This is a genomic window from Streptomyces sp. NPDC017056 (assembly GCF_044332485.1).
GTDB lineage: Bacteria > Actinomycetota > Actinomycetes > Streptomycetales > Streptomycetaceae > Streptomyces.
Window position 1 is genome coordinate 189,574 of sequence record NZ_JBIRPD010000009.1, and the last position, 23,775, is coordinate 213,348.

General features: G+C 72.7%; 18 protein-coding genes. 6 read left to right on the top strand and 12 right to left on the bottom strand.

All coding sequences use genetic code 11. From position 1 onward, the window contains the following. Window positions 1-24 precede the first annotated feature (24 nt). Window positions 25-2,124 carry a phosphate acetyltransferase gene (gene pta, locus ACH4OW_RS18430; protein ID WP_398028909.1) on the bottom strand — a complete coding sequence of 700 codons (2,100 nt, stop codon included), beginning with the start codon at window positions 2,122-2,124 and terminating at the stop codon, window positions 25-27. A 229-nt stretch (window positions 2,125-2,353) separates the two neighbouring features. Between pta and ACH4OW_RS18435 the strand changes: the two genes are divergently transcribed. The 4 genes from ACH4OW_RS18435 (at window position 2,354) to ACH4OW_RS18450 (ending at window position 4,590) form a co-directional block, all read left to right on the top strand. After that, a complete protein-coding gene (locus tag ACH4OW_RS18435) occupies window positions 2,354-3,379 on the top strand; it encodes an ATP-dependent 6-phosphofructokinase (protein ID WP_360135515.1) in 1,026 nt (341 codons plus the stop codon). 151 nt (window positions 3,380-3,530) lie between these two features. Beyond that, complete coding sequence (locus ACH4OW_RS18440; protein ID WP_398028911.1) at window positions 3,531-3,953, top strand: phage holin family protein; 423 nt, start codon at window positions 3,531-3,533, stop codon at window positions 3,951-3,953. Further along, the gene (locus ACH4OW_RS18445; RefSeq protein ID WP_360135511.1) at window positions 3,950-4,333 is read left to right on the top strand and encodes a DUF3618 domain-containing protein; all 384 of its coding nucleotides are present in this window, start codon (window positions 3,950-3,952) and stop codon (window positions 4,331-4,333) included. Before ACH4OW_RS18440 ends, ACH4OW_RS18445 begins: the two co-directional genes overlap by 4 nt. After that, the gene (locus tag ACH4OW_RS18450) at window positions 4,330-4,590 is read left to right on the top strand and encodes a DUF4235 domain-containing protein (RefSeq protein ID WP_360135509.1); all 261 of its coding nucleotides are present in this window, start codon (window positions 4,330-4,332) and stop codon (window positions 4,588-4,590) included. Before ACH4OW_RS18445 ends, ACH4OW_RS18450 begins: the two co-directional genes overlap by 4 nt. A gap of 66 nt (window positions 4,591-4,656) precedes the next feature. On the opposite strand, the gene ACH4OW_RS18455 is transcribed toward ACH4OW_RS18450, so the two are convergent. From ACH4OW_RS18455 to ACH4OW_RS18475, 5 genes are all read right to left on the bottom strand, one after another. Beyond that, entirely contained in the window at window positions 4,657-6,315 is a 1,659-nt protein-coding gene (locus tag ACH4OW_RS18455) for a catalase (RefSeq protein WP_360135507.1), read from the bottom strand. Between the two features lie 152 nt (window positions 6,316-6,467). Continuing rightward, window positions 6,468-7,460: a YihY/virulence factor BrkB family protein gene (locus tag ACH4OW_RS18460; protein WP_360135505.1), complete on the bottom strand. Its 993-nt coding sequence runs from the start codon at window positions 7,458-7,460 to the stop codon at window positions 6,468-6,470. Between the two features lie 111 nt (window positions 7,461-7,571). Continuing rightward, the gene (locus ACH4OW_RS18465; protein WP_398028915.1) at window positions 7,572-10,142 is read right to left on the bottom strand and encodes an ABC transporter permease; all 2,571 of its coding nucleotides are present in this window, start codon (window positions 10,140-10,142) and stop codon (window positions 7,572-7,574) included. A gap of 41 nt (window positions 10,143-10,183) precedes the next feature. Beyond that, on the bottom strand, window positions 10,184-10,966 hold the full coding sequence (locus tag ACH4OW_RS18470; RefSeq protein ID WP_360135501.1) for an ABC transporter ATP-binding protein: 783 nt from the start codon (window positions 10,964-10,966) through the stop codon (window positions 10,184-10,186). Between the two features lie 236 nt (window positions 10,967-11,202). Then, window positions 11,203-11,853, bottom strand: a complete 651-nt coding sequence (locus ACH4OW_RS18475; RefSeq protein WP_360135499.1) for a disulfide bond formation protein DsbA — start codon at window positions 11,851-11,853, stop codon at window positions 11,203-11,205. Window positions 11,854-12,071: 218 nt separating this feature from the next. Here ACH4OW_RS18475 and ACH4OW_RS18480 point away from each other — a divergent pair, with 218 nt between their 5' ends. Further along, window positions 12,072-15,845, top strand: coding sequence for a hypothetical protein (locus tag ACH4OW_RS18480; RefSeq protein WP_398028917.1), 3,774 nt, complete (start codon window positions 12,072-12,074; stop codon window positions 15,843-15,845). 21 nt (window positions 15,846-15,866) lie between these two features. Here the strand turns inward: ACH4OW_RS18480 and ACH4OW_RS18485 are convergent, their stop codons facing one another. From ACH4OW_RS18485 to ACH4OW_RS18510, 6 genes are all read right to left on the bottom strand, one after another. Continuing rightward, complete coding sequence (locus tag ACH4OW_RS18485) at window positions 15,867-16,541, bottom strand: S1 family peptidase (RefSeq protein ID WP_398028919.1); 675 nt, start codon at window positions 16,539-16,541, stop codon at window positions 15,867-15,869. Between the two features lie 24 nt (window positions 16,542-16,565). After that, window positions 16,566-17,417 (bottom strand): carbohydrate ABC transporter permease, encoded by an 852-nt coding sequence (locus tag ACH4OW_RS18490; protein ID WP_398028921.1) that lies wholly within the window; start codon window positions 17,415-17,417, stop codon window positions 16,566-16,568. 4 nt (window positions 17,418-17,421) lie between these two features. After that, complete coding sequence (locus ACH4OW_RS18495; RefSeq protein ID WP_398028923.1) at window positions 17,422-18,339, bottom strand: carbohydrate ABC transporter permease; 918 nt, start codon at window positions 18,337-18,339, stop codon at window positions 17,422-17,424. After that, complete coding sequence (locus ACH4OW_RS18500) at window positions 18,336-19,700, bottom strand: extracellular solute-binding protein (protein ID WP_360135491.1); 1,365 nt, start codon at window positions 19,698-19,700, stop codon at window positions 18,336-18,338. Before ACH4OW_RS18500 ends, ACH4OW_RS18495 begins: the two co-directional genes overlap by 4 nt. Window positions 19,701-19,763: 63 nt before the next feature. Continuing rightward, window positions 19,764-20,462: a response regulator gene (locus ACH4OW_RS18505; protein WP_360135489.1), complete on the bottom strand. Its 699-nt coding sequence runs from the start codon at window positions 20,460-20,462 to the stop codon at window positions 19,764-19,766. Next, window positions 20,459-22,123 (bottom strand): ATP-binding protein, encoded by a 1,665-nt coding sequence (locus ACH4OW_RS18510; RefSeq protein ID WP_398028926.1) that lies wholly within the window; start codon window positions 22,121-22,123, stop codon window positions 20,459-20,461. Before ACH4OW_RS18510 ends, ACH4OW_RS18505 begins: the two co-directional genes overlap by 4 nt. 183 nt (window positions 22,124-22,306) lie before the next feature. Between ACH4OW_RS18510 and ACH4OW_RS18515 the strand changes: the two genes are divergently transcribed. Beyond that, complete coding sequence (locus ACH4OW_RS18515) at window positions 22,307-23,719, top strand: cation:dicarboxylate symporter family transporter (RefSeq protein WP_398028928.1); 1,413 nt, start codon at window positions 22,307-22,309, stop codon at window positions 23,717-23,719. The last annotated feature ends 56 nt before the right edge of the window (window positions 23,720-23,775 follow it).

Below are 23,775 nucleotides of genomic sequence, written 5' to 3' on the forward strand. Positions count from 1 at the left end.
TGTGGGGGGGGCGGGCGAGGCGCGTCAGGAGCCGGCGGCGGGCGAGCCGCCCGGTGCCGCGCCCTGCGCCTGGATGGCCGTGATGGCCACGGTGTTGACGATGTCCTGGACGAGCGCGCCGCGCGAGAGGTCGTTGACCGGCTTGCGCAGGCCCTGGAGCACCGGGCCGACGGCGACCGCGTTGGCCGAGCGCTGCACGGCCTTGTAGGTGTTGTTGCCGGTGTTCAGGTCGGGGAAGACCAGCACGGTGGCCCGGCCGGCGACCTCGGACTCCGGCAGCTTGGTGCGGGCCACCGCGGCGTCCACGGCGGCGTCGTACTGGATCGGGCCCTCGACCAGCAGGTCGGGGCGGAGCTGCCGGACGATCTCGGTGGCCTTGCGCACCTTGTCGACGTCGGCGCCGGAGCCGGAGGTGCCGGTGGAGTACGACAGCATCGCGATGCGCGGCTCGACGCCGAACTGGGCGGCCGTGGCGGCGGACTGGATGGCGATGTCCGCGAGCTGCTCGGCGTTCGGGTCCGGGTTGACCGCGCAGTCGCCGTAGACCAGGACGCGGTCGGCCAGGCACATGAAGAAGACCGAGGAGACGATCTGGGCGCCCGGCTTCGTCTTGATGATCTCGAAGGCGGGGCGGATGGTGGCGGCGGTGGAGTGCACCGCGCCGGAGACCATGCCGTCGGCCAGGCCCTCCTGGACCATCAGCGTGCCGAAGTAGGAGACGTCCGCGACGACGTCGTAGGCCAGCTCGTAGGTGACGCCCTTGTGGGCGCGGAGCTTGGCGTACAGCTCGGCGAAGCGCTCGCGCAGCGGCGACGTGTGCGGGTCGGTGATCTGGGCGCCGTCCAGGTCGATGGCGAGGTCGGCGGCGCGCTTGCGGATCGCCTCCTCTTCGCCGAGCAGCGTCAGGTCGCACACGTCGCGGCGCAGCAGGACGTCGGCGGCGCGCAGGACCCGCTCCTCGGTGCCCTCGGGCAGCACGACGCGGCGGCGGCCGGAGCGGGAGCGTTCGATCAGCTCGTGCTCGAACATCATCGGCGTGACGCGGCCGGAGCGGGCGACGGAGATACGGTTCGTCAGCTCCGCGGTGTCCACATGCCGCTCGAACAGGCCGAGCGCGGTCTCCGCCTTGCGCGGGGCCGCGGCGTTCAGCTTGCCCTCGATGGCGAACAGCTCGGCGGCGGTCGGGAAGGAGCCGCCGGGTACGGAGATCACCGGCGTGCCGGGGGCGAGCCGGTTGGCCAGCGCCATGATGTCGGGCCCTGGGCGCTCGTCGAGGGTGAGCAGCACGCCCGCTATGGACGGGGCGCCGGCGCTGTGCGCGGCGAGCGAGCCGACGACCAGGTCGGCGCGGTCGCCGGGGGTCACGACCAGGCAGCCGGGGGTCAGCGCCTTGAGGAAGGTGGGCAGCATGGCGCCGCCGAAGACGAAGTCGCGGGCGTCGCGGGCGAGCCCCGAGTCATCGCCGAGCAGCACCTCGGCGCCGAGCGCGTGCACGATCTGGCCGACGGTGGGCGCGGACAGGGAGCCGTCCTCGGGCAGCGCGTAGCAGGGCACGGGCAGGTGGGCGGCGAGCCGCTCGGCGACCGCGGTGCGCTGCCCCGGGGCCACCCGGTTGACGATCACGGCGACGACGTCGCAGCCCAGCGAGTGGTAGGCGCGGTAGGCGTTGCGGGCCTCGGCGCGCACCGACTCGGCCTCCTGGCCCTGGCCGCCGACGACCGGCAGCACCGAGGCGCCGAACTCGTTCGCCAGCCTGGCGTTGAGGTTCAGCTCGGCCGGCAGGTTGGTCGCGGCGTAGTCGGAGCCGAGGACCAGGACGTATTCGTAGTCCTTGGCCACCCGGTGGAAGCGCTCGACGAGCTGGGAGACCAGCTCGTCGGTGCCCTGCTCGGCCTGGAGCCCTGCGGCTTCCTCGTAGCTCATGCCGTACACGGTCTCGGCGGGCTGGGAGAGCCGGTACCGGGCCCGCAGCAGTTCGAACAGGCGGTCGGGCCCGTCGTGCACCAGCGGGCGGAAGACGCCCACCCGGTCCACATGGCGGGTCAGGAGTTCCATGACTCCCAGCTCGACGACCTGCCGGCCGTCGCCGCGGTCGATCCCGGTCACGTACACGCTGCGCGTCACGCGTGCTCTCCGATCCATTCCGTCGTTCGCAAGGTCAAATCAACCGTTATGGTGAGCTTGCCCCTCTTGACAATACCTGCGTCTGTAGATAAGCCGCTCCTCCAGTTTTACGCATGTGTCAGCGGGCTGCCCCAGGGGTGCCCGACGCTGTGAGGGCAACGCCTGCCGGCCCGTGAAACAATCGGACCGGCTCACAAGAACCAACAGCGAGCACAGGAGACACAGCACCATGCGTATCGGAGTCCTCACCGCAGGCGGCGACTGCCCCGGCCTCAACGCTGTGATCCGGTCGGTGGTGCACCGGTCCCTCACCGGACACGACGACGAGGTCATCGGTTTCGAGGACGGCTTCAAGGGACTGCTCGACGGCCGGTACCGCAAGCTGGACCTGGACGCGGTCAGCGGCATCCTCGCCCGCGGCGGAACGATTCTCGGCTCCGCCCGCCTGGAGCGCGCCCGGCTGCGCGAGGCGTGCGAGAACGGCAAGGACCTGGCTCGTGAGTACGGCATCGACGTGCTCATCCCCATCGGCGGCGAAGGCACGCTCACCGCGTCGAAAATGCTCTCGGACGCCGGTCTGCCGATCGTCGGTGTCCCCAAGACCATCGACAACGACATCTCCGCCACCGACCGCACCTTCGGCTTCGACACCGCCGTCGGCGTCGCCACCGAGGCCATCGACCGCCTCAAGACGACCGCCGAGTCGCACCAGCGGGTCATGGTCGTCGAGGTCATGGGCCGGCACGCGGGCTGGATCGCGCTGGAGTCCGGCATGGCCGGCGGCGCCCACGGCATCTGCCTGCCGGAGCGCCCCTTCGACGTGAACGACCTGGTCAAGATGGTCGAGGAGCGCTTCGACCGGGGCAAGAAGTTCGCCGTGGTCTGCGTCGCCGAGGGCGCGCACCCCGCCGAGGGCACGATGGACTACGGCCACGGCGAGATCGACCAGTACGGCCACGAGCGCTTCCAGGGCATCGGCACCGCCCTCGCCCGCGAGCTGGAGCACCGCCTCGGCAAGGAGGCCCGCCCGGTCATCCTCGGCCACGTGCAGCGCGGCGGCACGCCCACCGCGTACGACCGTGTGCTGGCAACCCGCTTCGGCTGGCACGCCGTCGAGGCCGCGCACCGCGGCGACTTCGGCCACATGACCGCCCTGCGCGGCACCGACATCGTCATGACGCCGCTGGCCGACGCGGTCACCGAGCTCAAGACCGTGCCGGCGAACCGGATGCTGGAGGCCGAGTCGGTCTTCTGATCCGCACCGCCACCGACGGCGCGCGTTCCCACCCGGGAGCGCGCGCCGTTCGCGTTGCGGGCGCGCGCTCCGCACCCGTACGGGCCAACGTTCCGGTTAACCGGCCGCTGAGGAGGTACCCGGCGCGCACGAGGAAGGAGGCGTGACCGGGATGAGCGCTTACGTGGATCACCGGACGGACCGGACGGACAGCCGACCGGTCGGCGAGCTGGTCTCCCAGGCGTCGGAGCAGCTGTCCAGCCTGGTACGCGACGAGATGCGCCTGGCGCAGGCGGAGATGGCCCGCAAGGGCAAGCGCTTCGGCGTGGGAGGCGGGCTGCTCGGCGGCGCCGGGACGGTGGCGTTCCTGGCCGCCCAGGCGCTGGTGGCCACCGCGATCGTCGCGCTCGGGCTGGTGCTGCCGCTGTGGGCCGCGGGCCTCGTGGTCGTGGGCGCGCTGCTGGTGCTGGCGGCGGTCCTGGCACTGCTGGGCCGGCAGCGGATCCGCCGCGCCACTCCGCCGGTGCCCGAGGAGGCCATCGGCAGCGTCCACCGGGACATCGAGGAGATCAAGGGAAGGGCGGCCCGGCGATGAGCGGCGACAACGGCAAGGGCGGCGGGTCCGGCGCGAGCCCGGCCGAGCTGCGCGCCCGCATCGAACGGACCCGGCACGAACTCGGCGACACCGTGGCCGCACTGGCCGGCAAGGCCGACGTGAAGGGCCGCGCGCAGGACCGGGCGGCCCGGCTCAAGGACCGGACGCTGCACCGGACCGCGGCCGCGAGAGAGCGGCTGGGGGGCTCCGGCACGGCCCGTACCGCCGCCGTCGCTGGCGGCGCGCTGCTGGCCGGAGCGCTGGTGCTGCGCCGCCGCGCCCGCGCGGGCTCGTGGTCGCGCGCGCTGCGTACGAGAAAGTCCCCGCACCCGCTCGCCAGGGCGGGCGCCAAGGCCCGACGCAAAGGACACCACCGATGATCAAACTTCTCTACAAGCCCCTGGGGATGGTGTTCGGCGCTCTCGGCGGGGTGCTGGCCGGGGCGCTGTTCAAACGCCTGTGGAAGCTGGTCGGCGGGCAGGAGGACGCGCCGAAGGCCACGGACGAGGAGCGCCGCTGGCGCGAGGTGCTGCCGGCAGCAGCGCTCCAGGGCGCGACGCTCGCGGTGGTGAAGGCGGCCGTGGACCGCAGCGGCGCGGTGGCCGTGCGCAAGGCGACCGGCACCTGGCCCGGCTGACCCGGGCGCGCCACCGCGCACCGGTCCCCGGTCACGGCCGGGGACCGGTGCGCGGGGCAGCGCCTCTCAGGCGTGCACGACGTGCCGCTCGTCCGGGACGCAGTGGGTCATGGTGAGCCCGGAGACGTCCCGCGGCGGGTTGCCGCCGAGGTTCGCCAGCCGCTTGCGGTCCTCGTCCGTCAGGTCCTGGCCGGCCAGCGGCTCCAGGTGGGTGACGTCCTCGGGGCCGATGCCCAGGCCCTCGCCGACCCGGCGCCCGAGGTCGTTCTCGACGAGCAGGAAGTGCCAGACCATCCGCTCCTGGACGGGCCGGGCGGCCTGCGAGATCAGGTCCGTCAGGTTCTTCACCAGGTCGTCGCGCTCCCAGTCCTCCAGCAGGCAGTACCGCTGGCCCGCCTGGAGGTAGTCGTTGGCGCGCGGGATGCGCTTGCGGGTGAGCCGGCCGCGGATCTCCGGGCCCTGCTCGTCGTGGGACGGTTCCCGCGCCTCGTGCAGACCGCCGGTGAGCGACGGCTCGTAGTTGACCTCCGGGTCGCCCCCGTGCGGGTCCTGCTCGTACGCCATCAGCCCGTCGCGCTGGTTGGTGTGGACGGTGGCGTGCTTGGCCCGGTTGACCGGCAGCTGGAGGTAGTTCGGGCCGACCCGGTAGCGCTGGGTGTCGCTGTAGGAGAAGGTCCGGCCGACGAGCATCTTGTCGTCGGAGAAGTCCAGGCCGTCGACGAGGACGCCGGTGCCGAAGGAGATCTGCTCGTTCTCGGCGAAGTAGTTGTCCGGCATCCGGTCGAGCACCATCCGGCCGACCGGCTTCGGCGGGAAGTCCTGCTCCGGCCAGGTCTTGGTGTCGTCCAGCGGGTCGAAGTCCAGCTCGGGGTGGTCGTGGTCGTCCATCATCTGGACGAGCAGCTCCCACTCGGGGTGGTCGCCGCTGCCGACCGCCTCGTACAGGTCCTTCGTCGCGTGCCCCAGCTCCCCGGCCTGGACCGCGGCGGCGTCCGCCTCGGTCATGCTGCGCACGCCCGCCTTGGGCATCCAGTGGTACTTGACCAGGACGGTGTGCCCCGCGTCGTTCACCCATTTGTAGGTGTTGACGCCGAAGCCCTGCATGTGCCGGTAGTCGGCCGGGATGCCGCGCGGGCTGAAGAGGTTGACGAGCATGTGCATCGACTCCGGGGTCTGCGACATGAAGTCGAAGATCCGGGCCGGCTTCTGCTCGTGGGTGACCGGGTCGGGCTTGAGGGCGTGGATGACGTCGGGGAACTTGATGGCGTCCCGGATGAAGAAGACCCCCAGGTTGTTGCCGACCAGGTCCCAGTTGCCGTCCTCGGTGTAGAACTTCACCGCGAAGCCGCGCGGGTCGCGGGCCGCCTCGGAGGAGTCCCGGCCGCCGATCACGGTGGAGAACCGGACGGCCACGTCGGTGCGACGGCCGGGCTCCTGGAACAGCTTCGCCCTGGTGTAGCGGCCGGCCGGCTCGTCGCCCCACTTCCCGTAGCTCTCGAAGAAGCCGTACGCGGTCACCCCGCGCGCGTGCACGACGCGCTCGGGGATGCGCTCCCGGTCGAAATGGCTGATCTTTTCGAGGAACTGGTAGTTCTCCAGCGTGGCCGGGCCGCGCGCGCCGACCGTCCGCTGGTTCTGGTTGTCGTGGACCGGGTGGCCCTGCCGGTTGGTGAGCACCGGGCGGTCGTCGCCGGATGCCGCTCCCTGGCTTGCTGCGTCTGTCACTGCTCTCGGTTTCCTTCAGCACTCGAAGGCGCCCGGGTCCGCGCCGTGGGATGGGGCCCCGGATGGTCAGGGGTACCCGTTCGGGCGGGAACAGTGCAGATGCTCACCTTTTTGGTGCAGTCCTCCGTGTTCGGCGTGGGCCTCACGGGTGCTCAGTGTTCCGGCGACGGCTCCCGCCGGGCCCGCCGCTTCTGCCGCCGCCGCAGGCCGCGCGGCCAGGTGCGGGTGTCCCGCGGCTCCACGTACGGCTCCTCCTGCGGCGGGTGGCCCTCGGTGATCGCCCGCTGCCGGGCCAGCTCGGCGTCGAACTCCAGGCCCAGCAGGACCGCCAGGTTGGACAGCCACAGCCAGACCAGGAAGACGATGACGCCCGCCAGGGTGCCGTACGTCTTGTTGTACGAGCCGAAGTTGGCCACGTACAGCGCGAAGCCGCCCGAGGCGCCCAGCCACAGGCCGACGGCCAGGAAGCTGCCGGGGGTCAGCCACCGCAGGCCGGGCGTGCGGACGTTGGGTGTGGCCCGGTACAGGATGGTGATCATCAGCACCACGAGCAGGACCAGCACGGGCCATTTGGCGACCGACCAGACCGCGATGCCGGTGTCGCCGACGCCCAGGCTCCGGCCCGCCTGCCGGGCCAGCCCGCCGGTGAAGACCACGATCACCGCGCTGGCGGCGAGCAGCACCATCAGCAGGACGGTGACGCCCAGCCGCAGCGGCAGGGTCTTCCACACCGGCCGGCCCTCCGGCAGGTCGTACACGGCGTTGGAGGCGCGGATGAAGGCCGCGATGTAGCCGGATGCCGACCACAGCGCGCCCAGCAGGGCCACGACGGCCAGCACGCCGCCCGCACCGGGGCCGTCCTGCAACTGGCGCACCGCGCCGCGCAGGATCTCCCGGGCCGCCTCCGGAGTGATCTGCTCCAGGTTGTCGAGGACGCCCTCGGTCGCCGACTTCCCGATCACGCCGAGCATCGAGACGAGCAGCAGCAGCGCGGGGAAGAGGGAGAGTACGCCGTAGTACGTGAGGGCCGCGGCCCGGTCGTGGAGTTCGTCGTCCACGAACTCCTTGCCGGTGCGGCGCAGTACGGCCCACCAGGAGTGGGCGCTCAGAGCGGTGGGTTTCTCGGATTGCCGTTCGGCTGCCATGGACAGCGGGTTGCCCGTTCGGCGCGGGCGAACCCTGGTGCCGCACCGGGTACGGAAAAGGGCCCGCCCCGTCCCCGGGGGGTAGGGAGGGGGCGGGCCGGCCGGTGGCGGTCACTGGGCGCCGATGGACTCCAGCATGTTCAGCCGGGCGGCGCGGCGGGCCGGCCAGGCGGCGGCGAGGACGCCGACGACCAGGGCGATCGCCAGGAAGATGCCCAGGCGGTCCCACGGCAGGATCATTTCGTACGTCGGCATCGAGGAGGCCGTCATCTTGCCGCCCGCCCAGGCGAGGAAGACGCCCACGCCGATGCCGAGCACCGCGCCGAACAGCGAGATGACGACGGATTCGAGGCGGACCATCTGCTTGATGCCGCTGCGGGCCAGCCCGATCGCGCGCAGCATCCCGATCTCCCGGGTGCGCTCGAAGACCGACATGGCCAGGGTGTTGACGACACCGACCACCGCGATGACCACGGCCATGCCGAGCAGCCCGTAGACCATGTTCAGGACCGTGTCGATGCTGCCGGCGTTCTCCTTGCGCAGCGCGTCCTTGTCCTGGACCTTGAGCAGCGGGCTGTCGCCCAGCGCCTTGCGGATCTCCTTCTCCATCCCGGCGTCCGGCCCGTTGGCCGTCTTGACCAGGACCTTCTCGTCCTTGAGGGGCTTCACGTGCGGGTCGACCAGCGCGGTGGAGCCGAACAGGTCACCGATGGTGGCGTTGTCCTCGTAGACGGCGGCGACCTTCAGCCGGGCCTTCTCCTTCTTCTCCGTGCCGGTGAAGAAGCCGACCTCGTGGGTCTCGCCCGTCTTCCAGTGCAGCTTCTCCGCACGGCTGCGGGAGACCGCGACCCCGCCGTCGCGCACGGCGTCCAGCGACCCGCTGACGAACGTGAGGTCGGTGACCTTGTCGAGGTGCGCGAGGTCGGTGCCGGTGACCGAGCCGTAGCCGCTGCCGCCGTCCGTCTCGAAGGCGGCCGAGCGGAGGGGCACCGCCGCCTGCACGCCGGGCAGCTTCGCGGCCTGCTTCGTCAGTTCGGGGTCCAGGCCGCGGAAGTTGGCCGTGCTGACCTGGTAGTCCGCGGTCAGGCCCTGGGCGGCCATCTCGTCCGAGGCGCGCTGGCCGGAGACGCCGACGACCGTCATGCCGGTGATCAGGGTGAGGCCGATCATCAGGGCGGAGGCGGTGGCGGCGGTCCGGCGCGGGTTGCGCAGCGCGTTCTCCTTGGCCAGCTTGCCGCTGACGCCGAAGACCCGGGTGGTGACCTTGCCGGCCAGCGAGACCAGCGGCCGGGACAGCAGCGGCGCGAGGACGATGACGCCGACCAGGGTGAGCGCCGAGCCCGCCATGGGGGTCATCATGTCCTCGGCGGTCTTCTGGGTGGACACATAGAGCATGATCGCGACGCCGAGGCCGGTGATGACCGCGCCGATGGTGTTGCGGACGACCAGCCCGCGCAGCTTGGGCGCCGCGTCCACCGTGTTCAGCGCCTCGACCGGAGCGATCTTCGCGGCCTTGCGGGACGGCAGCCAGGCGGCCAGCACGGTCACCAGCACGCCGACGCCCAGCGCGGACAGCACCGCGTTCGGGCTGATGACCAGCGGGCCGTCGGGGAAGCCGGCGCCGTTGGCGTTGAGCACGGCGCGCATGGTGACCGCGATACCGGTGCCGAGGGCGAAGCCGACGACGGAGGAGACCAGGCCGAGCAGGCCCGCCTCGGCCAGCACCGAGCGCACCACCTGGCGGCGGGAGGCGCCGATCGCCCGCATCAGCGCGATCTCCCGGCTGCGCTGGGAGATCAGCATGGTGAAGGTGTTGGCGATGATGAAGACGCCGACGAACAGGGCGATGCCGGCGAACACCAGCAGCGTCTTGCTCATCGCCTGGTTGCTCATCTCGACCATCTTGGCCTGCTCGGCGGCGAGCGCGGCACCGCTGGTCGCCGTCGCGCGGTCCTTCGGCAGCAGCTTCTCGACCGCGGCGGTCAGCGCCTTCTCGTCGGTGCCGGGCTTGGCGGCCACGACCAGTTCGTCGTACTGGCCGGGGTGCACGAACAGCTTCTGTGCGGTGGCGGTGTCGAACAGCGCGAGGCTGCCGCCCGCGGTGACCTGCGGGTCCTCGGAGTGCACGATGCCGACGAGCTTCTTGTGCAGGGCCGGTCCGTCGGTGGCGAAGCGCACCGTGTCGCCGACCTTCAGGCCGCCCTTCTCGGCGGCGCCCTCGTCGAGCGCCATCTCGCCGGCCGAGGCCGGGCCGCGGCCCTGGACGAGCGGGTAGCGGCTGTCCTTGCCGCCGGGGCCCGGCTGGTAGTTGGTGGCGACGTTCTGCCAGTCGTTGCCGATCGGCTGGTTCTCCTTGTCGGCGACGGTGGCCCGGCCGCTGACGTTGGCGTGCACGGCGGTCACGCCGGGCAGCGCGCGGACCTGGTCGGCCAGCTTGTCGGTGAGCAGGGTCGTACGGTTCTTCCCGTTCTCGGGGATGGGCGGCGCGTCACCCGAGGTGGCCTGTACGGAGACGGCCACGTCCTTGAAGCTCTTGGCCGAGGCTTTCTTGACGGCCTCGCCGACCGTGTCGCTGAAGACCAGGGTGCCGGAGACGAAGGCGACGCCGAGGAGGACCGCGAGCGCGGTCATCATCAGACGGGCTTTGTGCGCGAGGACGTTGCGCAGAGCGGTACGGAACATGTGGTGGTGTCAGTCCTGAGGTGGGGTGTCGGCGGCGGGCGTCAGCTCGTACGGTGCTTGGCGTCGAACAGCCGCATCCGGTCCAGGACGGCGTCGGCGGTCGGTTCGTACAGCTCCTCGACGATGCGGCCGTCGGCGAGGAAGACCACCCGGTCCGCGTAGGCGGCGGCGACCGGGTCGTGGGTGACCATGACGATCGTCTGGTCCATGGCCCGCACGGACTCGCGCAGGAAGCCCAGCACCTCGGCGCCGGAGCGGGAGTCGAGGTTGCCGGTCGGCTCGTCGGCGAAGATGATTTCCGGCTGGGAGGCCAGCGCGCGGGCCACCGCCACGCGCTGCTGCTGGCCGCCGGAGAGCTGCGCCGGCCGGTGCTTGAGCCGCCCGGACAGCCCGACCGTCTGGATCACCTTCTCCACCCACTCGCGGTCGGGCTTGCGGCCCGCGATGTCCATCGGCAGCGTGATGTTCTCCAGCGCGGTCAGCGTCGGCAGCAGGTTGAACGCCTGGAAGATGAAGCCGATCTTGTCGCGGCGCAGCCGGGTCAGGTGCTTGTCGTTCAGCCCGGTCAGCTCGGTGTCGCCGATCAGCGCCGAGCCGGACGATATGGAGTCCAGGCCGGCCATGCAGTGCATCAGCGTGGACTTGCCGGAGCCGGAGGGGCCCATGATGGCGGTGAAGCGGGCCCGGCCGAACTCGACGGACACGTTGTCCAGCGCGACCACACGGGTCTCGCCCTGGCCGTAGACCTTGCTCAGGTCCGTGGCGCGGGCGGCGACGGCCGCGGTGGCTCGGGCGGGGGCGGGGAAGGCGGCCGCGTGGGACACGGGGTAACTCCTGGGGAGGGGACGGGCGGAACCCGGGGCGGCGGGCCCCGGCGGAACACCGGGCTCCGCGCGGCCCGGTGGGGCCCGTGTGGCGGAGGTGTGGTGCTGTCCCATTCTCGGACGCGCAGGTCACTCGAGTCCTCAGCCCGTGGTGCCGAAAAAATCACCGGCCGGAAGTCCGACGCGCGGCCCCTGGGTCATCCCCTGGAGGGACGGCCGTCCGACTTATGGCCGACTTATGTGCGACGGGGACGGGTGTCGCCGGCCGGCTCGGGGCCGAAGTCCGGTTCCGCCGCGGCCGGGCGGCGCAGCTCGTAGAAACCCGGCACCGACGCCATCAGCAGGACACCGTCCCACAGCCGCCCGGCCGCCGCACCGCGCGGCGCGGGGGAGACCACCGGGCCGAAGAAGGCGGCCCCGTCCGCCGCGATGACGGGCGTGCCCACGTCCTCCCCGACCAGAGCGATGCCACGCGCGTGCGAGGCCCGTATCACCGCGTCGTACTCCGTCGTCCACGCCGCCGCGGCCAGCCCGCCCGGCAGCCCCGCGTCCACCAGCGCCCGCTCGATGCCGTCCCACTCGCCGCGGTGGTGCAGCCGCACGCCGAGCGCCGCGTAGAAGCGGTCCAGGGCCTCCTGGCCGTACCGCTGCTCCACCGCGGCACAGGCCCGCACGGGCGCCCACAGGTACGCGCCCCACTCACCGTCCGGGTCCTCCGGATTGACCTCCCGGCCCTCGTTGAGCACCTGGAGACTCATCAGCCGCCAGCGCACCCGCACCGGGCGCACCCGCGCCACTTCGCGCATCCACTGCGCGGCGACCCAGGTGTACGGGCACACGGGGTCGAACCAGAAGTCCGCCGTGGCGCCCGGAACCGTACCGCCCACCGTGCTGCTCCCCCCTCCGGGCCATGGCGGCCGCAGATCGCGTCCAGGATGCCATCGGCACCGCCCGTGACGTTGTCCGAAAGTGCGGCTCGCGGTGAGCAAACCAGGCGGACAATAGGGGAGTTCGGCCGTGGCGGCGGCCCGGGCGCAGGAAGAGGGTGACGGGGATCGCAGGGCCAGGGCAGCACAAGCCCCGGTTGGGACGGCCGGAGCGGCCGGTGGATCCCGAGGCCGGGCCGGTGGAGCGGTTGGCCTGGGAACTACGGCAGTTGCGGGAGCGGGCGGGGACGCCGAGCTACCGCACGCTCGCCAAGACGGCACACTATTCGGCCAGCACGCTGGCGGAGGCGGCCAAAGGGGAGCGGCTGCCGACGCTCGACGTCGTCCTGGCGTACGCGCGGGCGTGCGGCGGGGAGCGGGCCGAATGGGAGGCGCGGTGGCGGGCCGCGGCCGGGGCCGGGGGCGACGAGCCGGACGAGGTGCGGTGCCCGTATCCCGGGCTGGCCGCCTTCGAGGCGGCGAACGCCGCGGAGTACTTCGGCCGCTCGGCCCTGACCGAGGAACTGGCGGGACGCGTCGAACAGCACCCGCTCACCGTGGTCTTCGGCGCCTCCGGAAGCGGCAAGTCCTCGCTGCTGCGGGCCGGGCTGCTGCCTCACCTGGGCGGGAACTGGCACCCGGCGCTGCTGACCCCCGGCGCGCGGCCGCTCGCCGCCCTCGCGGCGGCGGTGGCCGGGCTGACGGAGGACACCGGCGAAGACGAGGGCGGCGCCGCCGCGCCGGAACCCGGTCCCGCGCCCGAAACCGGGCCCGCGGCGCCGGCCGACCCCGGCGCCCCGCCCGTGCACACCCCCGCAGACCCGGCCGTCGGCCTCCGCCGCCGGATGGACGAGGACCCCGCGGCTCTCGGCATCGCCCTGCGCACCTGGCTCGCCGGACGGCCCGAGCAGACGCGGGTGCTGCTGGTCATCGACCAGTTCGAGGAGGCGTTCACCCTCTGCGCCGACGAGGCGGAACGTCACGCCTTCCTCGGTGCCGTCGCCGGCCTGGCCCGCTCCAGCGAGCGGCGCATCCGCATCGCCATCGGCATCAGGGCCGACTTCTACGCCCGCTGCTTCGTCCACGCCGGCCTGGTCGCCGCGCTGCGCTCGGCCGCCCAGCTACCCGTCGGACCGCCCACCAAGTCCGAGCTGCGCGACATCATCGCCGAACCCGCCCGGCACGCCGGCGTCCGGGTGGACGCGGACCTGGTGGAGGCGGTGCTCGCCGAGGCGGCCGGCCAGCCGGGCGCCCTGCCGCTGGTCGGGCACGCCATGCGCGAGGCGTGGGGCCGCCGCCGCGACGACACCCTGCGGCTGGCCGACTACCGCGCCACCGGCGGCATGCGCGGCGCCGTCGCACAGACCGCGGAGCGGATGTACGAGCGAGCCGCGCCCGCGCAGCGGGACGTGATGCGGGCGGTGTTCCTGCGCCTGACCGCGCTCGGCGAGGGCACGGAGGACACCCGGCGCCGGCTGCCCCGCCGCGAGCTGGACGGCCTCGCCGACCGGCACGAGATCGACGGCCTGCTGCGCAAGCTGGCCGCCGCCCGGCTGATCGTGCTGGCCGACGGCACGGTCGAGGTCGCCCACGAGGCCGTCATCAGGGCCTGGCCCCGGCTGCGGCACTGGCTCGACGAGGACCGGGAGGCGCTGCGTACCCACCGCAGGCTCACCACCGCCGCCGAGACCTGGCACGAACTGGGCCGGGACGCGGGCGCGCTCTACCGGGGCGCGCAGCTCGCGGGCGCGCAGACCTGGGCCAGGGCGCACGGCTCCGCGCTCAACGCGCTGGAACGTGACTTCCTGCGCAGCGCCACCGGCGCCGACCGGCGCCGCGGACGCCGCGCCCGCTGGCTGACCGCGACCCTCGGCGCTCTCCTGGTCCTCGCCCTGATAGCGGCCGGCATCGCCTTGAAGCAGCGCTCGGACGCCGAGGCGCAGCGCCGGATCGCGGTCTCGCGCCAGTACGCGGCGCAGGCCAACGAGCTGATGCGGCAGCAGCCGGAACTCGCGGCGCTGACCGCGCTGTACGGCTACCGGCAGGCCCGCACGGTCGAGGCCAGGGGCAGCCTGCTCAGCGCCTACTCCGCCTACCGGGTCAACCAGTTCACCGGCCACACCGGAGTGGTGAACGCCGTGGCGTACTCGAACGACGGCCACACGCTGGCCACCGCCTCGGTGGACCGTACGGTCAAACTCTGGGACGCCGGTACGACGAACCACATGTTCGCCACCCTCGTCGGCCACACCGGCGCGGTGTACGCGCTCGCGTTCAGCCCGGACGGCCGCACCCTCGCCTCGGCGGGGGACGACGGCACCATCCGCCTGTGGGACGTCGCCTCCCGGCGCTCCCTCGCCGTGCTGGCCGGCCCCGCGCACCGGTTGACGTCGCTGGCCTTCTCCCGCGACGGCCGCACCCTCGCCGCCAGTGGCACGGGCAACGACGTCCGGCTGTGGGACGTGGCCGCGCGGCGGGTGGCCGCCGACCTCGCCGGCCACCGGAGCACCGTGACGGCGGTGGCCTTCTCCCCGGACGGGAAGGTGCTGGCCTCGGCGAGCGCCGACCGTACGGTCCGGCTGTGGGACGCGCGCAGCCACCGGCCGCTGGCCACGCTCACCGGCCACCTCCAGTCGGTCAACGCGGTCGCGTTCAGCCCGGACGGCCGCACCCTCGCCAGCGGGGGCGGCGACCGCACGGTCCTGCTGTGGGACGTCGCCCGGCACCGCAAGAAGGACGAACTCACCGGCACCGCCGACCGGATCCTGGCCCTGGCCTACTCGCCGGACGGCCACGGCCTCGCCGTCGGCAGCGCCGACGGCACCGTCCGGCTGTGGGACGTCACCTCCCGCAGCGCGGGGGAGAAGACCACCGCGCGCATCGAATCGGCGAGCGCGCTGTCCTTCGAGCCGGGCGGCACGGCCCTGGCCGTGCCCACCGAAGACGACGGGGGCAGGGTCCGGCTCTGGCACCCGGCCGGCCGCCGGCAGGCCAGCGTCGGCGGCCGGCAAGGCGCGGTGACCGCGGTCGCGGTGTCCCCGGACGGCCGGGTCGTGGCCGCCGCCGGCAGCAAGCTGACGCTGTGGTCGTCCGACCGGCCGCGGCCGGTGGGCACGCTCGACTCGCCACCGGGGATGATCGCCGGCCTGGCGTTCTCCCCGGACGGCAGCCTGCTGGCCTCCGTGCACGCCGACCGCAAGGTACGCCTCTGGAACACGGCCACGGGCCGGCTGGTCGGCACGCTGGCGGGCCACACGAACACCGTCCGGCAGGCGGCCTTCTCACCCGACGGCAGGCGACTGGCCACGATCTCCGACGACCACAGCGTCCTCCTGTGGGACGTGGCCACCCGCCGCAAGACGGCGGCCATCGCCATGGCCGGCGCCGGGTCCACCGTCGTCTTCAGCCGTGACGGCGGGAGCCTGATCACCACCGAGAACGGCTACGCCGGCGGCACGGTACGGCTGTGGGACGCGGACACCCGCCGCGAGATCGCGGCCTTCTCCGGCCGCTCGTACCCCATCTTCGCCGCCGCCCTCTCCAAGGACGGCGCGACGCTGGCCACGGCCGGCACGGACCTCAGCGTCCTGCTGTGGGACGTGCGCAAGCACCGGCTCACCGACGCCCTGACGGGCCACTCCAACAGCGTCACCTCGCTCGCCTTCAGCCCCGACGGACAGACGCTGGCCTCCGCCGGGGACGACGACGCCGTACGCCTGTGGGACATGGCCACCCGCCGCACCACGGCCGTGCTGTCCGGGCACATGGGCAGCCTGCTGTCGCTGGCCTACTGGCCAGACGGCGGCGAGCTCGTCACCGGGAGCGCGGACGGAACCGTGCGGGAGTGGTACACCCAGGCCGACGAAGCGGCCAAGGGGATCTGCGACTCCTACCGGGCCGGCCACAGCACAAGACCGGCCCCGGGCGTGCCGGCCGACTGGCCCTGCCAGTAACGGCCGCGCCGGCTGCCGGGCCTAGTGGAGGGTCAGGCCGAAGGCCGCCAGTGCCGGTACGACCGGCTGGAGGTAGGACTCGCCGCCGGACGCGCAGTCGCCGGTGGCGCCGATGGTGACGCCGATCGCCGTACGGCCGGAGTGGGCCGGGCGGCCCGCCGTCTCACCGCGTTCGGTGCAGAGCCCGGCCCGGGTGACGCCGTGCACCGTGCCCTCGGGGTAGGAGACGCTGGCGTTCACGGCCAGGACGCGGCCGCAGCGGGTGCCGGTCGTGCCGGCCAGGCACAGCGACTGGCCCACGACGGGCCGGGCGGCGCCGGTGACGTCGAGGTGGCGCCCGCCGCCGAGGTCGATCTCCCCGGGGTAGGAGACGGCCGGGTTGGTGTAGCGGATCACGGCGTAGTCGTCGCCGGGGAAGCGCACCGCTTCCGTGACGCCGACGTGGACGGTACGGGCCGCGTCGGCGTACCAGTCCCGGTTGCCGTCCGCGCAGCGGCCCTCCATGAGCGCGTAATAGGTGTTGCCCTTGGTGGCGTTGAAGCCGACGGTGCAGCGGCCCGCCGCGCCGTACAGGACGTTGCCGCCGCGGATCGCGGTCGGTGCGGCGTCGGCCGGCGGCGTCGTGGCCAGGGTGGCGAGCGTGGCGAGCGCCAGGGCGGCCAGGGAGTGGAGCACGGTGGTGGGTCTCGGTCGCACGGGTCCTCCTCCGGGAGGGACAGGTCAGCCCTTCACCGCGCCGCCCAGCGCGAACCCGCCGCCCAGCCGGCGCGAGATCAGCACGTACAGCAGGACGACCGGCGTCGAGTACAGGATCGAGAACGCCGCCAGCTGGCCGAAGGCGATGGCGCCGTAGTTGCCGAAGAAGGTGAAGATGCTGACGGATGCGGGCAGTTGCTCGGGGGTCAGGAGCAGCAGGAACGGGACGAAGAAGTTGCCCCACATGATGGCGAAGCTGTAGATCGTCACGACCGTGACGCCGGGTCCCATCAGCGGGAGGATGACCCGCCACAGCGTCTGGAGCCAGGAGGCGCCGTCGGTCCAGGCCGCCTCTTCGAGGACCCGCGGGATGCCGTCCATGAAGTTCTTCATCAGCCAGATGGCGAACGGGAGCTGGGCGGTCGCGAGGAAGAGCGCGGTGCCGTACACGGTGTCGATCAGGTTGACCCGGACGTACAGCGCGTACACCGGCACCATGATCGCGGTGATGGGCAGGCAGGTGGAGAACAGGATGGTCAGCAGGTACGGGCGGCTGAACCGGGAGCGGTAGCGGGACAGCGGGTACGCCGCCAGGGCCGCGCAGGCGACCGTCAGGGCGGTGGCGCTGCCGCACAGCACCAGGCTGTTGAGCATCGGCGTGAAGGTGATCTCGTCCGTCAGCACCGCCGAGAAGTTGTCCAGCGAGGGCGCTCCCGGCACCTTCACCCGCAGGTTCGCCTCGGTGTCCAGGGAGGAGAGCACCAGCCAGGCCAGCGGTACCGCGAACGCCACGGCGACGACCAGCAGCGCCGCGTCGGCGGCGAGGCGGCGCCGGGCGCGGCGGGTGAGCAGGGGCCTGGCGGGCCGGGCGCGCACCGCGTCACACCTCCTCGCGCAGCAGGCGCAGGTAGACGACGGAGAAGAGCGCGCCCACCACGAGCAGCAGCAGGGCGACGGCGGTGCCGTAACCGATCAGCGACTTCAGAAACGCCTGGTCGTACATGAACACCGGCAGCGTCTGGCTCCGGCTGCCGGGGCCGCCCCGCGTCATGGCCCAGATCAGCCCGAAGACGGAGAGCGTCTGGAGGGTGTTGAGCATCAGGTTCGTGCCGATGGACCGGCGGATCATCGGCAGCGTGATGTGCCACAGCCGCTGCCGGCCGCCGGCGCCGTCCACCTCGGCGGACTCGGTGACCTCCCTGGGGATCTCCGAGAGCGCCGCCGAGTAGATCAGCATCGAGAAGGCCGTGCCCCGCCAGACGTTGGCGAACGACACGGCCAGGATCGGCAGCGTGAACAGCCAGTTCTGGGACGGCAGGTGGAGCCATTCGAGGAACGCGTTGAGGGTGCCGCGCCGTTCGAAGAAGGTGTAGAGCAGAAAGCCCGCGACGATCTCCGGCAGCACCCAGGCGGTGATGACGACGGCGCCCGTGACGGTACGGACGGCCTTGGAGGCGCGCTGCATCAGCGCGGCGAGCGCCAGTCCCAGGGTGTTCTGGCCCAGGACCGACGAGATCAGGGTGAAGACCAGCGTCAGGACGACGGCGTTCAGGAACGCGGGGTCGCCGAAGGCGCGCCGGAAGTTGGCCAGGCCCACGAAGGAGGTGGACTCCTGGCCGGTCAGCTGCATGTCGGTGAAGGCGATGTAGACGCAGTAGCCGATCGGGCCGGCGAGGAAGAGCAGCATCAGTACGGTCGCGGGGGCGATGGGCGACCAGCGCAGCAGGGCCCGGCGGCGGGCCCGCGCGCCGCGGCCCGCCGTGCCGTACGCGGTGGTCGTCGTGGCGGCACGGGTCATGGCTTGGCGACGACCCGGCCGTCCACGATGGACGTGAGCTGCTCGTCGTAGTCGCGGGCCGCCTTCTCCGGCGTGGCGGCGCCGGAGGTGACCGCCTCCATCGCCTCGCCGATCGCCGCCGACACCTTGGGGTAGACCGGCAGCGCCGGCCGGTACCGGGCCACCGCCACCAGGCCGGTGAAGAAGTCGATGCCCGGGATGGACTTGCGGTACGCGGGGTCTGCCGCCACGTCCTTGCGCACGGCGATCTGCGCGCCGCGCACACACCACTCCAGCGCGTTGCGCTGCGTCTGCAACGTCTCGATGAGCTTCCAGGCCAGGTCCGGCTTGCCCGACTGCCGCGGTACGGACCAGGTCCAGCCGCCGGCCAGGCTCACCTTGCCCGGCGCCGCGCCGTACTGCGTGGGGAACGCCGCCCGGCCCAGCGTCGCCGGCCACTCGGGCCACGGCTTCCCGCCGCCCTTGGGCTGCCACTGCTGGCCCAGCCACGAGCCGTCCAGGTCGATCGCCAGCTTCTCCTCTGGCATCAGCTCGGTGGCCACGTTGGTCTGGATGTTGGGGCTGAGCGCGTCCGACACGTCGGGCCCCAGCTTCTCCCCGTACACGGCGTCGATGAACTCCAGGCTGTCCCGGAAGCCCTTGCTCCCGGTGACCCATTTCTTCTTCGCCGGGTCGTAGAGCTGGTCCTTGCCGGTTCCGTACAGCAGCATCTCGAAGCCCTGCATGACGGCGGCCTCGCCGGCGCCCTTGCCGGTGAAGACGTTGAGCGGGATGACGCCGGGCACCTTCCGCTTGATCGTGCGGGCCGCGTCCAGCACCTCGGCCCAGGTCTTCGGCCGCCAGTCCTGCGGCAGACCGGCCTTCTTGAAGATCTTCTTGTTGAACCACAGGCCGCGGGTGTCCGTGCCGTCCGGTACGCCGTACGTCTTCCCGTCCTGCGCCCGCGCCGCGGCCTTCGCCGCGGGCTCGAACTGCGCCCAGTCGGACCATGTGCCGAGGTAGGGGTCCAGCGGGCGCAACAGCCCTGCCGTGATGTCGGAGTTGATCAGGAAGGTGTCCTCGTAGACCAGGTCGGGGGCGGTCTTGGGGGAGCGCATCATCTGCTGGATCTTGGCGTAGTAATCGTTCTCGGACGCCTGGATCGGGATGAGCTTCACCTTCTTGCCGGGGTTGGCCTTTTCGAACGCGCGAGCCACCATCTCGACGTAGTCGTCCCTGACCGTCACCTTGTTGTTGGTGTCCTTGGGGAAGGCCACCTTGAGGGTGTTCTTGTCGCCGCCGGAGCCGCCGCCGCAGGCGGTGAGCGTGCCGGCGGCCAGCACGGCGGCGGTGAGCAGGGCCATCGGAGCGGTGCGGCGCACGGCATGACCTCCAACTAGTCACGGCAGGCTGCCCGGTGACCGTAAGTCAGGGGCCCTGACCGGTCAATGCCCCGACCAGCGGTACCGCAATTCGGGTCGGCCCACCTGTCCGTACTGCGGGGCACGGGCTGCGCGGCCCGTGTCGACGAGGTGTTCGAGGTAACGGCGGGCCGTGATGCGGGAAATCCCGATCTCCTCGGCGGCGGCGGTCGCGCCGAGGCCCTCGGGGGCGGCGCGCAGCGCGTCGGTCACGGCTCGCAGGGTCGCCGCCGTCAGGCCCTTGGGCAGCGCGGCGGGCTGCGGCGAGCGCAGGGCCGCGATGGCCCGGTCCACCTCGTCCTGCCCGCTGGCCTCCCCGGCGCTCGCGCGGAACGCGGCGTACCGCAGGAGGCGGTCGCGCAGCGTGGCGAACGTGAACGGTTTCAGCACGTACTGCACCACGCCCAGCGACACGCCCTCCCGCACGACGGCCAGGTCGCGGGCCGACGTGACGGCGATGACGTCGGCGCCGTGCCCGGCCGCGCGCAGCGACCGTACGAACGCCAGGCCGTGGCCGTCCGGCAGGAAGAGGTCCAGCAGGATCAGGTCCACGCCGTGCCGGTCCAGGTGCCGCCGGGCCCCGGCGACGGAACGCACCGTGCCCGACACGGTGAAGCCCGGCACCCGGCCCACGTAGAGCGCGTGCGCGTCCGCCGCCACGGGGTCGTCCTCGACGACGAGCACCCGCAGCGGCTCAGGGGCGTCCGGACGCGGCTCGCTCATCCGGCGTTCCCCGCCCCGGTCACGGCGTCCACGGGCCGCAGCGGCAGCCGCACCGTGAACTCGGCGCCGCCCTCGGGAGCCTCGCCCGCCCGCACGGTCCCGCCGTGCCGCCGCACGGCCTGCCGCACGAGCGCCAGCCCGAGCCCGCGGCCCGCGCCGCCCTTGGTGCTCCACCCCCACCGGAACACGTCCTCGGCGTCCGCCGTACCCCGTACTCCGGCCCCGCTGTCCGCCACCCGCAGCAGCAGTTCCCCGCCGTCGGCCAGCGCGGTGACCCGCACGCGGGCGCCCTCGGGCGCCGCCTCGATCGCGTTGTCCAGGAGGTTGCCGAGGACGGTGACCAGGTCGCGCGGCGGCAGGGACGCGGGCAGGACGCCGTCGTCGATGCGGCTGTCGGCGGTCAGGACGAGTTCGACGCCGTGCTCGTTGGCCTGGGCGGCCTTGCCGAGGAGGAGGGCGGCGAGGACGGGCTCGGCGTCGGCGCCGACGACCTGGTCGGTGAGGGCCTGGGCCAGCTCCAGTTCGGCGGTGGCGAACTCCACGGCCTCGTCCGTACGGCCCAGCTCGACCAGGGAGACGACGGTGTGCAGCCGGTTGGCGGCCTCGTGCGCCTGGGAGCGCAGCGCCCGGGTGACGCCGCGTACGGAGTCCAGCTCGCCGGCCAGGGCCTGGAGCTCGGTGTGGTCGCGGAGGGTGACGACCGTGCCGCGCCGCTCGCCGCCGGAGACCGGCGAGGTGTTGACGACCAGCGCCCGGTCGTCGGTGAGGTGGAGCTCGTCCGTGTGGGGAGCGGGGGAGGCGAGGGTGTCGGCGAGGGCCGCGGGCAGGCCGAGCGCGGTGACGGGGCGGCCCCTGGGGTCGCCGTGCAGCCCGAGGAGCTCGCGCGCCCCGTCGTTGAGGAGCGCCACCCGCCGCTCCCCGTCCAGCATCAGCAGCCCCTCGCGCACCGCGTGCAGCGCCGCCTCGTGGTAGTCGTGCAGGCGGCCCAGCTCGGCGGCGTTCATGCCGTGGGTGTGCCGGCGCAGGCGCGCGTTGACGAGGTACGTACCGAGTCCGCCGAGCGCGAGCACGCCGGCCGCGACGGCGGCCAGCGTCGCGACCTCCCGCCGCAGCCCGTCGCTGATCGTCTCGACGGTGATGCCGGAGCTGACCAGGGCGACGACGCGTCCGCCGGCCGCCCGGTCCCGTACCGGCGTGATGACGCGTACGGAAGGGCCGAGCCTGCCGAGGTGCGTCTCGCCGAAGGTCCGGCCGGCCAGCGCCTCCGCGGTCCGGCCGAGGTAGGTGCGGCCGATGGCGGACGGCTCCGGGTGCGTCCACCGCTTTCCTGCCGTGCTCATGACCACAATGAAGTCGACTCCGGCGTCCCGCCGCAGCCGCTCGGTGTACGGCTGGAGCACGGCGGTCGGGTCGGCCGAACGTACGGCCCGCGCCACCGCCGGCGCGTCGGCGACCGCGGTGGCCACCGCGGTCGTCTGCCGGCGCGCAGTCTCCTCGGCCTGCCGCCCGGCCTGGACGTACGTGAAGACGGCGCACCCCGCCACCACGACGGCGACCAGGACCACCTGCACGGCGAACAGCTGCCCCGCCAGACTGCGGGGCCACCGGAAGCGGACGCGGCGGGCGGTGCGCGGCGGACCCCCGGAACGGGAACTCGGCATGCGCGACAGTCTGCCCGGTCATTTATGCGTGAACGAAATGTACACAAGGGTGACGGGCGCCACAGCGGCGTGCATAGTCACCGGGACTGTTCTGCGTACGGGCCGCGTACCGGCACCAGCACGGGCCGCGTACGGGTTGCAGAGCCGCAGACCGGCGCAGAACCGAAGACCGAGGAGTCAGCCGTGGCCGCACAGACCCCACCGCCCGGGGGGAAGACCGAGGAGAGCGCACCGACCGGGAAGCGGGACCGGACGCATTACCTCTACATCGCCGTGATCGGCGCCGTGCTCGCCGGCATCGCCGTGGGCTTCGCCGCCCCCGGCTTCGCCGTCGGGCTGAAGCCGCTGGGCACCGGCTTCGTCAACCTCATCAAGATGATGATCTCGCCGGTCATCTTCTGCACGATCGTGCTGGGCGTCGGCTCGGTACGCAAGGCCGCCAAGGTCGGCGCGGTCGGCGGCCTGGCGCTGGGCTACTTCATGGTGATGTCCACGGTCGCGCTGGCCATCGGCCTGGTGGTGGGCAACGTCCTGGAGCCGGGTTCGGGCCTGCACCTGACCGAGTCGCTGCGGCACGCGGGACAGGCCCAGACCAAGGGCGGCGCGGAGACGACCACCGACTTCCTGCTCGGGATCATCCCGGAGACGCTGGTCTCGGCGCTCACCCACGGCGAGGTGCTCCAGACGCTGCTGGTGGCGCTGCTGGTCGGCTTCGGCCTCCAGGCGATGGGTGCCTCGGGCGAGCCGGTGCTGCGCGGCATCGGGCACGTCCAGCGCCTGGTCTTCCGCGTGCTGTCCATGATCATGTGGGCCGCCCCGGTGGGCGCCTTCGGCGCGATGGCCGCGGTGGTCGGCGCGACCGGCGTGGACGCGCTCAAGTCGCTGGCCGTCATCATGGTCGGCTTCTACGTGACGTGCCTGCTGTTCGTCCTCGTCGTGCTCGGCACGCTGCTGCGCCTGATCGCCGGGGTGAACATCTTCGCCCTGCTGAAGTACCTGGGCCGGGAGTTCCTGCTGATCCTGTCGACCTCCTCGTCCGAGTCCGCGCTGCCGCGGCTGATCGCGAAGATGGAGCACCTGGGCGTCAGCAAGCCGGTGGTCGGCATCACCGTGCCGACCGGCTACAGCTTCAACCTGGACGGCACCGCCATCTACCTGACGATGTCCTCGCTGTTCATCGCGGAGGCGATGGGCAGCCCGCTCTCGATCGGCGAGCAGGTCTCGCTGCTCGTCTTCATGATCATCGCGTCGAAGGGCGCGGCGGGCGTCACGGGCGCCGGGCTGGCGACGCTGGCCGGCGGCCTCCAGTCGCACCGGCCCGAACTGGTCGACGGCGTCGGCCTGATCGTCGGCATCGACCGCTTCATGAGCGAGGCGCGGGCGCTGACCAACTTCGCGGGCAACGCGGTGGCCACGGTCCTCGTCGGCACCTGGACCAAGGAGGTCGACAAGGCCCGGGTGGACGAGGTGCTCGCCGGCCGGCTGCCGTTCGACGAGCGGACGCTGAGCGCGGACGGCCACGGCGCGGACGGTGCCGCGGCGGCCGAGGCGGCGGTCCGGCCCGCCGACGGCTCCAAGGAGCCGGCGAAGGTCTGAGCGGGGCCGGGCCGCCTGCTGCCCGGCACCTCAACGTGGGCGGCGCGCACGGGATT

Coding starts and splice junctions, on each gene's coding strand:
- ACH4OW_RS18510 (WP_398028926.1), bottom strand. CDS start 22,123: ATGCCGAGTTCCCGTTCCGGGGGTCCGCCGCGCACCGCCCGCCGCGTC.
- ACH4OW_RS18465 (WP_398028915.1), bottom strand. CDS start 10,142: ATGTTCCGTACCGCTCTGCGCAACGTCCTCGCGCACAAAGCCCGTCTG.
- ACH4OW_RS18440 (WP_398028911.1), top strand. CDS start 3,531: ATGAGCGCTTACGTGGATCACCGGACGGACCGGACGGACAGCCGACCG.
- ACH4OW_RS18445 (WP_360135511.1), top strand. CDS start 3,950: ATGAGCGGCGACAACGGCAAGGGCGGCGGGTCCGGCGCGAGCCCGGCC.
- ACH4OW_RS18505 (WP_360135489.1), bottom strand. CDS start 20,462: ATGAGCGAGCCGCGTCCGGACGCCCCTGAGCCGCTGCGGGTGCTCGTC.
- ACH4OW_RS18435 (WP_360135515.1), top strand. CDS start 2,354: ATGCGTATCGGAGTCCTCACCGCAGGCGGCGACTGCCCCGGCCTCAAC.
- ACH4OW_RS18450 (WP_360135509.1), top strand. CDS start 4,330: ATGATCAAACTTCTCTACAAGCCCCTGGGGATGGTGTTCGGCGCTCTC.
- ACH4OW_RS18495 (WP_398028923.1), bottom strand. CDS start 18,339: ATGACCCGTGCCGCCACGACGACCACCGCGTACGGCACGGCGGGCCGC.
- ACH4OW_RS18460 (WP_360135505.1), bottom strand. CDS start 7,460: ATGGCAGCCGAACGGCAATCCGAGAAACCCACCGCTCTGAGCGCCCAC.